The organism is Rothia sp. HMSC076D04, assembly GCF_001814645.1.
GTDB lineage: Bacteria > Actinomycetota > Actinomycetes > Actinomycetales > Micrococcaceae > Rothia > Rothia mucilaginosa.
In genome coordinates this window covers 184,328-197,397 of record NZ_KV817364.1, presented here as the reverse complement: position 1 = coordinate 197,397, position 13,070 = coordinate 184,328, and the positions used below count along the sequence as shown (strand labels likewise).

Below are 13,070 nucleotides of genomic sequence, written 5' to 3'. Positions count from 1 at the left end.
GGCCCCTCCCCGGTGGAGGGGCCGCCCGCCTCGCAATATGCGTTGAAAGACTAGTCTGCAGGGTTCTCTGCGAGGAACTCGTCGAGGCCGATGCGGTAGCCGTCATCTTCGGCGCGTGCCTTGCGAAGAGCCTCAATGTCGAGGAGCTCTTCGTACTCTTCCAGCAGCTTCAAATCTTCGTAGGAGATGAGCGCGGCAACAGTCTTACCATTGCGGCTGATGAGGGGACGTTCGCCGGAGAACACGGCTTCGTTGACCTTGGTGCCGAGGTTGTCGCGGAGTTCTTTAAGAGTCGTGACATTGGAACGAGTCCGGTGAGTGGTGACAGTCATGACTGGTTCCTTTCTGGGGTTTGTCCGTTAGCTCCGAGGATAGTTCTTGTGCAGGTTCTATTCAAGGAGCTACAGAGTGAAGAAGGGTACAGGGCACGAGTAGGGAATTACCGCATTCTGTACACCATTGATAACGGTGCGGTTGTTGTTGAGGTCTTCCGAGTCGGTCATCGGCGAGAAGTCTATCGCGGCCTGTAGAGTGAACGCGGCGTGATGGACGGTAGCATCTACCCCTCCGCAGGCAAGCGCTAAACCTCGGTGGTTTTTAGGCAAGAATGAGGCGGGCGGCACCTCCCCAGTGGAGGTGTCGCCCGCCTCGTGCGTCCCGTGACCCGCCGCCCCTCGCGGCGACCGCACTGTTCGTTGAAGGAGAAGCAAGGAACCCCTACCCTGCGCCACCAACCCATAAGTGATACGGTCAAAGAATAAGTAATGGATTCACGTGCTGAAATGCACGCCCGACCCTGCCCACACGCATCGCCCGGACGCCCGCATCCAGCACGCCACAACTCTATAACGAACACGGGTGAACAATGACTGAGAACGTACACAACGACTGGGACCTCCGAAGCGAAGAGGTCCAGAAGAACCAGGTAGCTGCCTACGACGCAATGCGCCGCCGTTGCCCCGTCGCCCACGACGAATTCATGGGCTACTCTGTCTTCAAAAACGCCGACGTACAGCACGTACTCGACCACCCCGAAATCTACTCCAACGTCGTCTCCACCCGCCACATCGCCGTCCCCAACGGCATGGACGCACCCGAACACACCACCTTCCGCGCGGTCAACGACAAGTACTTCACCCCCGAACGCCTCGAAAAGTTCGCACCCGTCATCCGCGACGCCGTGAAGACCCTCATCGCAGAACTACCCCGCGGCGAAGAAGTAGACGTCATGCAGGGCTTCGGTCAGGCATACGCAATGCGTGTGCAGAACGCCTTCATGGGCTGGCCCGCATGCCTCGAACAGCCCCTCACCGAATGGATCGAAAAGAACCGCGTCGCCACCCTGCGCCGCGACCGCGAAGAAATCGCTAAGGTCGCCCTCGAATTCGACGGCTACATCCGCCAGCTGCTCGACGAACGCCGCGAGGATGCCGCAGCCGGCAACCCCAAGGACGTCACCGCCGAGCTGCTCACCGACACCGTGCAGCTGCCCGGCGAAGAACCCCGCACCATGACCGACGAAGAAATCGTCAGCCTCATCCGCAACTGGACCGTGGGCGAGCTGTCCACCGTCTCCGCAACTGTGGGCGTATTCGTCAACTTCCTGGCACGCAACCGCGCCGAACAGGACCGCCTGCGCGCATCCCTCGCCGACGGCAACGCACTCGACGACCGCAGCGAAATCGCCCTCGCCGTCGAAGAAATCATGCGACTTGAAGACACCCTCGTCACCAACCGCCGCATCACCACTCAGGACACCGAACTCGGCGGCCGCACCTTGCCCGCCGGCTCCCGCGTGACCATCAACTGGGCAAGCGCCAACCGCGACGAGGACGCCTTCGAAGACGCCCTCACCTACAACCCGCACCGCGACCAGTCCCGCAACCTCGTGTACGGCGACGGCATCCACGTCTGCCCCGGCGCGCCCCTGGCACGCCTGGAACTGCGCATCCTGCTCGAGGAGTTGCTGCGCGGCACCGAATCCATTGAGATCGCGGACGAGAGCGAGAAGCCCGCAACCGTGAACGCCGTGTACCCGGTCTCCGGCTACTCGGTCGTGCGCGCCATCTTCAACTAGGCACGCTCCAGCTCTAAAAAGTGCGAGGCGCCGAACCCCGAGAATGGGGGTCGGCGCCTCGCGCTGTTAAGAGTAAATATAAGAGTGAATAGTAGGGTAGTGGCGGCCGGTATCAGCCGCTCACTATAGATAAAGCGGAATATTCCCAGACGGCTATATAGCCTAGTGGAATACTCAATAAAGCTGAATCTAGCGGCCGGAACTCGTTGCCGAAGGCTTCACCGAAGAACCCGCAGAACCGCTCGCAGACGCACGAGTCGAAGCACTCGCAGAAGCAGAAGCCTCCGCCGCAGCTGATGCCGACTCCTCCGGGGACAGAGCCGTACCATCCGCATGAACACCAGCCATCGCCGGAGTCACACCATTAACGAAGCTCAACTTCGCCTGCTTGAACTGGTACTCGGGAGAGCAGGTCAGCTTATACTTCGAATTCGCCAGCTCGCGAATCGACTTCACATAATTCTGAGTCTCCTCATACGGGGGAACACCGCCGTACTTCTCCACAGAACCCGGACCCGCGTTATAACCGGCGAGAACCACATCCTGTAGCTCATCCTCATTGGAGGCGTACTTCGCCAAACGAGTACGCAACTCAGCCAAGTAGCGTGCCTGTGCCGCAATCGCATCGTGCGGGTTCAGAACATTACCGCCATTGCCGAAGCTGTAGTGGCCGCCGCTCCACGCATCATCAGTGAACTGTGCAATACCCTTAGCGCCCTGGTGGGACACAACGCCCACACGCCAGTGGCTCTCTGTCTCAATCTGCGCCGCCAGCACGCCGGGACGGAAACCCGACACCTTAGAGCCCTCCTCAAAATCGGAGCGGAGAGCCGCCGGAGCATACGATAGCTCCGTCATGCCGCAGTAATCGTCGTAGGTGGCTGCCAAGCCGGCAACACCGCCACCCAGAAGGACCGCAGAGGCAATAATCTGCCAATGCGCAAGAACCCCGGCGAGAAAGCGAAGCGGGAAAGCTTTACGCTGCCGAGGAGAAATTTGTTGATCCGCCGGAACGGAAATGTGGTTGGAGGCGCTCGTAGCGTTACGCTCGGAAGGGGCGCCCGAAGTGCTATCTGCCATTCCTATAGACTAGCGCACCATCGCCGTTTATGGTGAAAAAACTCCCCTCCGTTGAGGTGAAAACCATAGTCAGAGAGTTCTTGGCGCGTCTTTACCGGAGTCAACATCAAGTGCAGGTACAGACTCCGTGCACGTGAAGGATGACCCCACCCGGTACACCTTTGACAGGGAGCACCAGGCGGGGTCAATCCATGATGGGGAGCTTCAGGAGTCCCTAACGGTTCGTCACCACGATCTTGCCGGCGGCACCGCGCTCCATCTCCGAGAAGGAGTGATTCACGAACGTGTACGTGCCAGACTCTAGGAACTGCATCTCCACGAAGCCGCCCTGAGCGGGCGCCAAATCGAGTGCCTGGCTGTGGCCGTCACGGCTACCGAACGCATCTGCGCCGCGGCGCATCAGGTAGCCGCCCTCCTTGTAGACCGTGTCGAACTGCGAACCGACCACGTGGAAGCTCGTGCCGTGGTTCGGGCCCGCAGCCATTACCCAAACACGGATACGCTCGCCCTTCTTCACCTGCAGCGGCTTCGCCTTGTACTGGGTTGCGTGGCCGTTGAACATGGTCAGCGTGGGGGTGCCCGCCGCAATCAGCTCCGGCGAGTTCTCCGCCAGCTTGTTACCGTCGGAGGCGGTCTTGCCGGTGTCGTGCAGGTACGCCTCGCCCTGAACCATCACGTACTCGTGATCGACCGGGTCAAGGTCCGCCGGGTCAATGATGACCGCGCCGTACATGCCCTGGGTCATGTGCAGGCTCAGCGGGGCGGTGCCGCAGTGGTACAGCCAGATACCGGCACCCTTCGCCTCAAAACGGTAGACGAGACGCTCACCGGGGGCGATGGTCTTCATCGTGTTATCGGGGGACACCATGCCCGCGTGGAAGTCCAGCGAGTGGCCCATCGTGCCGTTATTGATGAGTGTAATTTCAAAAATATCGCCGACCTTGCCGCGCAGAATCGGTGCCATGTTCTGCCCGTTGAACGTCCACATGTGAACGGTCACGCCGGGCGCCACCTCGCGGTCGACTTCCTCAACTTCCAGGGTGACCTTGCGGACGGTCTTGCCGTTCACCTGCGTGGCGGTGTTCGGTGCCGGGATGTTCGGGTCGCGGTACTTGTAGCCGCTGCCGGGCGCTGCGGACATGTCAATCCTGCTGTTTGCAACGGTCATGAGGGTCGGGGTGCTACCCGACGCGGCGTGGTTGTGGGTGCCCGTAGAACCGTGGTTGTGGCCGCCCTGCGCCACCTGGTTTGCGGAGGCGCCGGTCGCCTTCACCTTGAACACCATGCCCAGGGAGCGGTGACCCGCCACGGAGCAGTAGCCTTCCTGGTCGGCGGTAATGACGCCGGCGTCAACGGTTTTCGTTTCGCCGGGGTTGATGGTGCCGGTGGTTGCGCCGTTGTCGAAGGTCAGGTCGTGGGTCATGCCCTCGTCGTCGTTGGTAACCTCGACGACCAGGCGGTTACCTGCGGGGACCTCTACCTCGGCGGGGGTGAAGCGGTAGTTGCTGGTCGCCTTCACCTGCACGGTGGTGGTCTGACCGGTCGCAGCCACGGAACCCGCCGAGGAGAACGACGGCAGGTTCAGCGCGGACGGGTTCACGGCGAAGCCCAGCAGGAACGCCATGGCAACCGCCAACGCCGCCTGGAAGCTCTGCTTGGCGTGCGGGACGGGCTCCGGGGTGAGCGCCTCCTGGTTGAAGACGGTCTGCTCGCCGCGGGCGCGTGCTGCCATCATTTCCTTGCGGGTATTCACGGACGCCTTCACGCCGCGCACCATGAGCGGAATGAACGCCATGAGCGCCAACGCACCCACGATAGCGACGGCAATCTTAATGGACTGGCCCACCATGGAGCTGGGCATCATGAAGATCAGCAGCGCCAGGTTCACGGCGGTTACGCGTGCCGCCGCGAAACGGCTGAACTCCTTGTTGGAGGCGCGAACCACCGCAGGGCCACCGCCCATACGCTGGGGGAGCAGGTAGCTCATCGCGCCGAGCAGCAGCTGCAGCAGGAAGCCAACCACGAAGATGGGGGTCACGGCGCGCATATCCAGCTGCGCGAAGGGGGTGGTCGCCACCATGTACGCGGTGGCCGCCACACCAACAATCAGCCAGAGGAAACCCATACCCACGCTCATGGGCGGGTACTCGTTCGGGCGCTTGGTGCGCAGGGTACGCACCATCACCCAGGCGACAATCAGCAGGGCAACCAGGTAGACGACCAGGCCGGCTGCGGCGAGCGGACGCATCCCTAAAATCGCGCCGACAACGGTCAACGCTAAGCCACCGCACATCAGGTACAGGGCGCGCAGACTGTGGGTGAGCGCCTTATCCACCATCTTGGTGCGCAGCATGGTCGGCCAGAACGTCACCAGCGTACCCACCGCGGTAATACCGACGAAGCCGAGCACGTTCACTGCCTCGTGCGCGAGCAGGAACTGCGAATGCAGGGTGCCGGACAGGTTCGGGTAGGCAATCATGCCGCCAAACGCCGCACCGAGGGGCAGCAGCAGCGCCGCAACAATGTAGAAGCGAATGGTCACACCGAACCGCGACGGCAGAGCCTGACGCACCTGCTTCAGCAGGTAGATACCGTGCCAGGCGACCATCGAACCGACAATGAGGGCGCCCACCACCGTGGCGGCGTAGAGGCCGGGCACGCTCAGCTGACCGACCATGCCGATCATGAGCACGAGAATACCGGCGTTCAGAATGAAGATGCGGCGCACCTGGGTGCCGCGGTGCTCGTCCGGGATTTTGATCTTCATGAGCGCTTCGGTGAAGTGCTGCGACCAAATCAGAATCGAGTTCGTAATCAGGCCGAGGGTGACAATGTGCACCATCAGCCAGCCGCTATTCGGGATGAACTTATGCAGCAGAAGCACGGCGATAAGGGTAAACATCCAGTGCGAGACCGGCTTGGAGGCGCGGCGGTGCCACGTGCCGCGACCGGATGCGCGGCGTGCAATCTCTTCGGGGGTGAGGTTCGCGCCGGGCGCCTCAGTGGGACGCGCGCCAATGCTCAGGCCGGAGGAGCCGCCTCCGGAGACGTTTGCGCCTGCGGGCTTGCCGCTCGTGTTCTCACCTTCGGGTGGGGTGCCGAGATGTTCACTCACGTGATCACTGCTTTCACTGCTGGTTGTTCGTGGACGTCGGTGTGCGGGTCGGCACCCGGTACCCCTGCGTTGGGGCGGGTGCCAATAAGCCCATTATATTGCCCGGATAGTACCAATTTTGAAGACATGACGTGCATATGAAGGCAGCTCATATCGTGATAGTTGTGCTTGTGTGCTCGAGCGGTTCTTCCCCTGCGAATCTTCTCCTGTGAATCTTCTCTCCAATGCACCCTTCACAGGTGCGCGCGATAAACTATTAGGATTCCAAAATCAGATGCCCGCCCACCCTACGCGCGCATCCGCCGGCACCAAGGTAAGGACAAGCACCTCGTGACAAGGACTGACTCCACCACCCCCATCTGGGGAAAAATCGCTATTGTGGCACTCATCCTCATTGTTGGCGGTGGATACGTCATCAAAATGCTCACCAACCCCTTCTCCGGTATGGACTTTTCCATCTACCGTCTGGGCGCAATGACCATTTTCGATAACGAGGGCTTTACCCAGGACCTATACTCCCCGACCCTGAACGATCACGGCGTCATCAAGCCGCCGTTCACGTACCCGCCGTTCGCGGCGATGCTGTTCTTGCCCTTCGCGTTTATGCCCCTGGAAGTCGGCATGGTCATTATGGTGGTCGGTTCGGCTGTGGTGGCGTGGTGGATTTCCACGATTATTTACAACTACGTGAATGCGCGCGGCCGCGAACTGCCCCTGCAGCAGTACTTTGGTCGTGCCGGCACGATTGCGGTGCTGACCATTCTGGTGGTGGCGGCGGGCCCGTGGCAGCGCACCCTGGACCTGATTCAGATTAACCCGTTCATTACGGCGCTGATTCTTGCCGATTTTGTGCGCCCGGCAACCCGCGTGCCGCGCGGCGTGCTGATTGGTATTGCGGGCGGCGTGAAGCTGACCCCGCTCGTGTTTGGTCTGATTCTGCTGGTCCGCCGCGACTGGAAGGGCATTGCGACCCTGGGTGCGACGTTCTTCGGCACCATTGCGCTGGGTTTCATTCTGATGCCTAAGGATGCGCCGGAGTTCTGGTTCTCTGCGCTGACGAACCCCTCGCGTGTGGGTGGCCTGAACTTTGTGGATAACGTCTCGATTCAGGGTTGGCTGCTGCACTTCGGTCTTTCTGAGAGCGCCGTGAAGCCGGTCTACTACGCCCTGGCGCTGGTCACGATCGTGCTGACCGCCGCACTGCTGTACCAGCTGGAACGCCGCGGTGCCGCGCTGGCGCAGGTGGCGGTGACCGCCTCCTTGATGGTGGCGCTGTCGCCGATTAGCTGGTCGCACCACAACGTGCTGCTGCCCCTGCTGGCTGCCGTGTTCATCATGGATGCGTTCCCGACCTATTTTGCGGTTCAGCCTGCGTGGCTGCGGGTGACGGCGACGGTGTTCGCGGTGGTTGCGGTGTTGGGCCTGTATATTTCGCCGATTAGGATTGCGTCCTGGTTCCACGGTAGCGCGGATGGTTTGGAGCAGCTGGCTCCGGGCGCGTTGGCGGTTTCGGCTATTCCCGCGTTCTGCCTGTGGGTGACGATGACGCTCTGGTCTGTTGCTGCCCTGAGCGCGCCGGTGCGTGGCGCAAAGGTTGAGCCCGTGCAGTACGGTTCCGTGCGTAGCGACGCGCCTCTGGGCTGGTGGGGCGCCCGTGCACTGGTGACCCAGAGTGCCCTGGTGACCGAGAGCGCCGAGTCTGTGCGTGCCGCTACCTCCCGTGAGGCAACCGCGTGAGCCGCGAGAAGAATCGTGAGAAGAACGCCGAGGCGGCTGCGCCTATAATCCCGTGGGCTTCGGCTGGCTCTACGGCTGAACCTGCACCGGTTGCGGAACCGGCTGTTGAAAGCGCTGTAGAAAGCGCGGAGCCTGCCGCAGAGCCCACAAAACCTGCGCGTCGCGGCTTCTTTGACCGCATCCCCGGTCTGCGTAGCGGCGCTCTCTGGGCGCACCTGCTGTTCATCCTGGTTGCCCTCTACGCCTTCGACTACGTGACGCACGCGGCGGCTGACGATATTTACGTGTACCGCCTGGGCGCTGTCTCCCTCGCGGACGGCCCGGACGGCTACCAGCTGTACACCTTCCACACGCGCGGCCTGCCGTTCACCTACCCGCCGTTTGCGGCGCTGCTCTTCTACCCGCTCGCGTTCCTCACCGAGCCGCAGAGCATGCTGCTGATTACCGCCATTATTTGTGCGCTCAGCTACTGGTGCGCGTACCTACTGTACTCCTACGCCCGTAGCCGCTCGTGGCGTCTGCCGTTGCAGAAGCACCTGGGTCACTGGGGCATGGTGTCGCTGATTGCGGCGCTGATTTGGATGTGCGGCCCGTGGCGTTTGACCACGCATTTTGGGCAGATTAACGCCATCATTCTGATGCTGATTCTCGCCGATTTTATGCGCCCGGCAACCCGCGTTCCGCGCGGTGTGCTGCTGGGTATTGCGGCGGGTATTAAGCTGACCCCGCTCGCGTTCGGTCTGCTGCTGCTCATGCGTAAGGACTGGAAGGGCATCGCGACCCTGGGTGCTAGCTTCGCCGCGACCGTGGGTATCGGCTTCCTGGTGATCCGTGAGGAGTCGCTGACGTTCTGGTTCCATGCGGTGCATGACACTTCGCGTGTGGGCTGGTTCAGCTACTTCGATAACGTGTCGATTATGGGTACGCTGACCCACGCGGGCCTGCAGCATCACCTGACGGCTACCGCCCTGTCGGTGGTGCAGGTGGCGTTGACTCTGCTGATTGTGCTGGTCACGGCGGTTCTGTTGGTTCCGCTGATTCGTGCCCGCGCACTCATGGCGCAGCTGGCGCTGACCGCGTTCATGATGCTACAGATTTCGCCGATTAGCTGGTCGCACCACAACACCTGGTACCCGCTGATGCTCGCCGCCGTGGTTATGGAGATCTTCCCGCTCATGTACCAGCGGGTCAGCTCCTTTGTTTTCACACTGGCTGTTGTTTTGGCGACCGCGGCGCTGGTGGGCATGTACATTTCGCCGTTCTGGATTGTGCTGGCGTTCTCCCCGCACTTCAGCTCGGATCAGATTCTGATGGTGCCCGAAGGCTCCCTGGGCCTGATGGCGGGCACCATGCCGTACCAGCTGATGTACCTGTTTATTCTGGTGACGTTCTTTGTGTACCTGGCGAATCGTCAGCTGGTGGAAAATGCGGCACGCGCCGCGGGCGCCGAGCTGGCGGAGGCGAGGTACTCCCGCTAAAGCGGCGGGCGCCTCCAGCAGGTGCACAGCTTTCACCGGGCATAAAAGTATCCCCCGCACCCATCACGGATGCGGGGGATATTTTTATACCCAGCCTGCTGACCTAGTCAGTCACGCTGTTAGTTAGTGCCGATGCTCCAAGTAATGTTGGAGTCGGTACGAACCTGCATGTAGCTCTTGTTGCTCTGAACCCACTGCATGCTGCTCTTCACGGTCGGGATGGTCGAGGAGAAGAACGGGTCGTTCTTGGTTGCGTTCAGAACGGTGAAGCCGCGGGTGGTCGGGCCGCTGGTCTGGAACTCCATGGTTGCCTCGGTGCCTTCGTAGGTGAAAGCGTAGAAGTTCATGGTGCTCTGGAACTTCTCACCCTTCTTGTAGTGGGGTGCGGAGTCTGCATCGTAGACGCGGATGGTCCATTCGCCCTTACCGGTCAGCTCCAGCTTGCGGGTGGGGGTGGAGTGGCCGCTCGCGTCAATCCACGCGGTGCCCTTGAGCTCCTTGTTGTCGCGGGTGGAGTCGATAACGCTCACACCCGAGGTGATGCCGCCCTTATCGTCACGGCTGGTGATGAAGGCGTTGACCACACCGTCTGCGGGCTTGAACTCGTAGTAGAGCAGGCCTGCGGACACATCGCCCTTGATCTTCTCAATGTCGATGGTGTCCTTGTTGTCGGCGACGGTCTTCTTGTATTCCTTGAACTCACCCTCGGGCATCTTCGCTTCAGCAGCAGCGATGGGCGCTGCGGAAGAAGCGGAAGCTGCCGCCGCGCTCTCAGATGCGGGAGCGGAAGAAGCCTCAGACGATGCTGCCGCGGAGGACGCCTCAGCGGAAGTAGCCGCCGCGCTCGATGCCGCCGCAGAATTGGAGGCGGGGTTCGAGCCGCCACGCGGAATCAGCATGACAATTGCCAGGATGATGACAATCAGCAGAGCCAGCGCACCACCGATAACACCCCAAATCTTGGTGCCGGAGAGCAGACCCTTCTTCTCGGAGCCGTCCTCGCCGTTGCCCTGGTTGCCGGGCTCGGTCATGTAGGGGTTGCTGAGCGCCACGGTTGCCTGGTCCTGATCGGAAACCTGACCCTGGTAGGGCTGCTGAGCGTTGTACGGCTGACCCTGGTAGGGGTTGCCCTGGAACTGGCCGCCCTGAGCGTTCTGACCCTGGAAACCCTGGTCCTGGTAGTTGCCACTCTGGAAGTTCTGGCCCTGGAAGCCCTCAGCCTGGTTCGGCTGGAAGCCGTTCGGTGCCTGACCCGCCGGGATGAACTGTGCGTTCTGGTCACCCTGCACGTTCTGGCCGGGCTGTTCCGAGAGGTTCACGGTACGCTCGGACAGGTTGACGGTGCGCTCGGTTTCGGGGGTGTGGAACTCAACGAGCGGGGAGCTCTCAATAGTGTGGGGCGCCTCAGCAGCGGGTGCCTCAGCCGCGGGAGCCTCAGCAACCGGCTCAACTGCCGGTTCCGCGGCAGCGGGTGCCTCGGGGGCAACCTCGGCGACCGGCTCAACAACAACGGGCTCTGCAACAGGTTCGGAAACGACCGGCTCAGAAGCGGCGGGCTCGGAAACAGCAGGCTCGGACAGTGCCGGCTCAGCAACCGGAGCCTCAACAACGTGCGCCTCAACGGGCTGCTCGGAAGCAACCTGCTCAGCTACGGGAGCCTCAGCAACCGGAGACTCAACAGCGGGCTCTTCAACTGCGGAAGACTGGGATGCGAGAACCTGCTCGGGCAGAGCGGTGCCGGTCAGCGGAACCTGAGTCAGGTGACGCATCGGCTTGGGCTCGGAGGACTCCTCAGCGGACTCAGCCTGGGACGCCTCAACGTGGGGCGCCTCTACCTGCTGTGCCTCAACGTGGGATGCCTCAGCCTGGGGTGCTGCCGCCTCCGGAACCTCGACGACCTGCTCACCTTCGAGCTCAGCGGCGAGCTGCTCCAGGTCAACGTCCTCAACGGTCAGCGGTGCCGCAACCTCGGCGGGCTGCTCAGCCTCAACAGCGGACTCAGCCGCGGGTGCCTCAACAACGTGCGCCTCAGCAGACTGCTCGGAAGCAACCTGCTCAGCGACTACGGGCTCAGCGGGAGCCGCCTCAGCAGCGGACTGCTCGGGAACCAGCGGCTCAATAGTAGCCTCTTCAACCTGAATGGGTTCGGGCTCGGGCTCGGGCTCTTCGACCCACAGCTGCCAACCTTCAGGAACGGGACCCCACGCGGGGTCGGGGCGCCACGTAGGAGTGGGGGCCCATCCAGCAGGAGGAGCGGGCCAGTTGGGCGGCGGATTGAAGACGAGTGCCATAAGAAAGCAGCCTTTCTGGTGCTGAAAAAACACCCCGGAAGAGCGGTCATCAGCGACTATGTATATGAGCGTATTATCGCTACAAATTATGGCATAGGTTCAGAAAATGAACCCCGTGAATGGTAGGTTTTTAGCCTTATTCACGGCTTTTTCAATGGTTTTGGAACATTCCGTATCAATCGGCACTTGAAGGTTTCCGTATGCCCGGTCACCATCGACCCCGCGGAGGCTAGGATTAAAGAATGAACACTACACCGCCTCCCGCACCCCCGCAGGTAGCCGCCGGAACCCCCGCTGCTCCTGCGCCTGTTGCAGGTCTTGCCTACCACCGTCTCTCCCACGCCGACCCGAAATCCCGCTGGTTCTCACCCCTGCTGGAAGGTCTGCTCGGTGTCGCCGTATTTATTGGCCTCAACCTGATCATTTCAGTTGCCCTGGCTGCGACGATTATGGGTTCGGGACTTTCCCTCCAGGATGTAGCTACGAACCGCGCCGTCATTATGGAACACCCGGCGCTGTTCGCGCTGACCTTCCTCTCCCTTATCGCGATTGTGCCTTCGCTCTTTTTGGCGCGCCTGGTCGTGGGCCCGAAGCCCTGGGGTCTGATCCATTCGGTGGCGGGCCGTCTGCGCCGCTCACTGCTGCTTCCGTACCTGGGTTTGAGCTTCGCGGTTTACGGCATCTACTACGCCGTGATGCTGGCGTTGAGCGGTGAGAGCCTGCCCGAATACCGCTATTTTCAACCTCCACAGGTTGAATTTTGGGTTTATGTGGCGATGATGCTGCTCCTGGTACCCGTGCAGTGCTACGCCGAAGAGCTCGCCTACCGCGGCTTCATGATGCAGATGCTGGGCCGCTGGCTCCGCACCCCCTGGCTACCGATTGTGCTGCCCGCCGTGCTGTTCATGCTCTCCCACGCCTACGACCCCTGGGGTCAGAGCACGATTCTCGCGATGGGTATTTACGCCGGTTTCCTCTGCTGGTACACCGGCGGCCTGGAAGCCTCCATCAGCCTGCACGTGGCAAATAACGTGATCCTGATGCTGCTGTCCATGGTGGCTGGTCTGGATCCGTTCGCCTCCGAGGGCGTGACCCCCGTGGATGCGCTGCAGGGTATTGCGCTGGAAGGCGTGTACGTGGTGCTCGCCTGCCTGATCTTCAACGCACGCGCTCGCCGCGGCGAGGTTTCACGTGAAACACAACCGCTCAAGGTTGATAAATAGGCTATTTGGCGGGTTGCTCTAGCTCAGCTACCCCAACCCGCCCACCCCGCTCCATTCGAGCCTCACCAG

9 protein-coding genes are annotated in these 13,070 nt (G+C 61.6%); 5 read left to right on the top strand and 4 right to left on the bottom strand.

What is annotated here, in order from left to right; genetic code table 11:
- Nucleotides 1-50: 50 nt before the first annotated feature.
- A complete protein-coding gene (locus HMPREF2980_RS02470; RefSeq protein ID WP_005509047.1) occupies nucleotides 51-332 on the bottom strand; it encodes a type II toxin-antitoxin system prevent-host-death family antitoxin in 282 nt (93 codons plus the stop codon).
- On the opposite strand from HMPREF2980_RS02470, the gene HMPREF2980_RS09685 reads away from it, so the two are divergent.
- Both HMPREF2980_RS09685 and HMPREF2980_RS02465 read left to right on the top strand, forming a co-directional pair.
- Nucleotides 315-530, top strand: a complete 216-nt coding sequence (locus HMPREF2980_RS09685) for a type II toxin-antitoxin system RelE family toxin (protein WP_314849295.1) — start codon at nucleotides 315-317, stop codon at nucleotides 528-530. The genes HMPREF2980_RS02470 and HMPREF2980_RS09685 overlap by 18 nt on opposite strands.
- A gap of 335 nt (nucleotides 531-865) precedes the next feature.
- Complete coding sequence (locus tag HMPREF2980_RS02465) at nucleotides 866-2,077, top strand: cytochrome P450 (RefSeq protein ID WP_070642193.1); 1,212 nt, start codon at nucleotides 866-868, stop codon at nucleotides 2,075-2,077.
- Nucleotides 2,078-2,266: 189 nt separating this feature from the next.
- Here the strand turns inward: HMPREF2980_RS02465 and HMPREF2980_RS09700 are convergent, their stop codons facing one another.
- Together HMPREF2980_RS09700 and HMPREF2980_RS02455 are read right to left on the bottom strand one after the other, a co-directional pair.
- Complete coding sequence (locus HMPREF2980_RS09700) at nucleotides 2,267-3,157, bottom strand: lytic transglycosylase domain-containing protein (RefSeq protein WP_080974198.1); 891 nt, start codon at nucleotides 3,155-3,157, stop codon at nucleotides 2,267-2,269.
- A 214-nt stretch (nucleotides 3,158-3,371) separates the two neighbouring features.
- Nucleotides 3,372-6,272, bottom strand: a complete 2,901-nt coding sequence (locus tag HMPREF2980_RS02455) for a multicopper oxidase domain-containing protein (protein WP_070690008.1) — start codon at nucleotides 6,270-6,272, stop codon at nucleotides 3,372-3,374.
- Nucleotides 6,273-6,602: 330 nt separating this feature from the next.
- Between HMPREF2980_RS02455 and HMPREF2980_RS02450 the strand changes: the two genes are divergently transcribed.
- Together HMPREF2980_RS02450 and HMPREF2980_RS02445 are read left to right on the top strand one after the other, a co-directional pair.
- Nucleotides 6,603-8,009, top strand: coding sequence for a glycosyltransferase family 87 protein (locus HMPREF2980_RS02450; RefSeq protein ID WP_070688032.1), 1,407 nt, complete (start codon nucleotides 6,603-6,605; stop codon nucleotides 8,007-8,009).
- Nucleotides 8,006-9,487 (top strand): glycosyltransferase 87 family protein, encoded by a 1,482-nt coding sequence (locus HMPREF2980_RS02445; protein ID WP_049346501.1) that lies wholly within the window; start codon nucleotides 8,006-8,008, stop codon nucleotides 9,485-9,487. Before HMPREF2980_RS02450 ends, HMPREF2980_RS02445 begins: the two co-directional genes overlap by 4 nt.
- A 119-nt stretch (nucleotides 9,488-9,606) precedes the next feature.
- Here the strand turns inward: HMPREF2980_RS02445 and HMPREF2980_RS02440 are convergent, their stop codons facing one another.
- Nucleotides 9,607-11,778, bottom strand: coding sequence for a hypothetical protein (locus HMPREF2980_RS02440; RefSeq protein ID WP_070690006.1), 2,172 nt, complete (start codon nucleotides 11,776-11,778; stop codon nucleotides 9,607-9,609).
- A 242-nt stretch (nucleotides 11,779-12,020) separates the two neighbouring features.
- On the opposite strand from HMPREF2980_RS02440, the gene HMPREF2980_RS02435 reads away from it, so the two are divergent.
- Nucleotides 12,021-13,001: a CPBP family intramembrane glutamic endopeptidase gene (locus HMPREF2980_RS02435; protein ID WP_012904303.1), complete on the top strand. Its 981-nt coding sequence runs from the start codon at nucleotides 12,021-12,023 to the stop codon at nucleotides 12,999-13,001.
- Nucleotides 13,002-13,070: the final 69 nt, after the last annotated feature.

Excerpts from the sequence above, each read along its gene's own strand:
- HMPREF2980_RS02470 (WP_005509047.1), bottom strand. The coding sequence starts at position 332 with ATGACTGTCACCACTCACCGGACTCGTTCCAATGTCACGACTCTTAAA.
- HMPREF2980_RS02465 (WP_070642193.1), top strand. The coding sequence starts at position 866 with ATGACTGAGAACGTACACAACGACTGGGACCTCCGAAGCGAAGAGGTC.
- HMPREF2980_RS09700 (WP_080974198.1), bottom strand. The coding sequence starts at position 3,157 with ATGGCAGATAGCACTTCGGGCGCCCCTTCCGAGCGTAACGCTACGAGC.
- HMPREF2980_RS02440 (WP_070690006.1), bottom strand. The coding sequence starts at position 11,778 with ATGGCACTCGTCTTCAATCCGCCGCCCAACTGGCCCGCTCCTCCTGCT.
- HMPREF2980_RS02435 (WP_012904303.1), top strand. The coding sequence starts at position 12,021 with ATGAACACTACACCGCCTCCCGCACCCCCGCAGGTAGCCGCCGGAACC.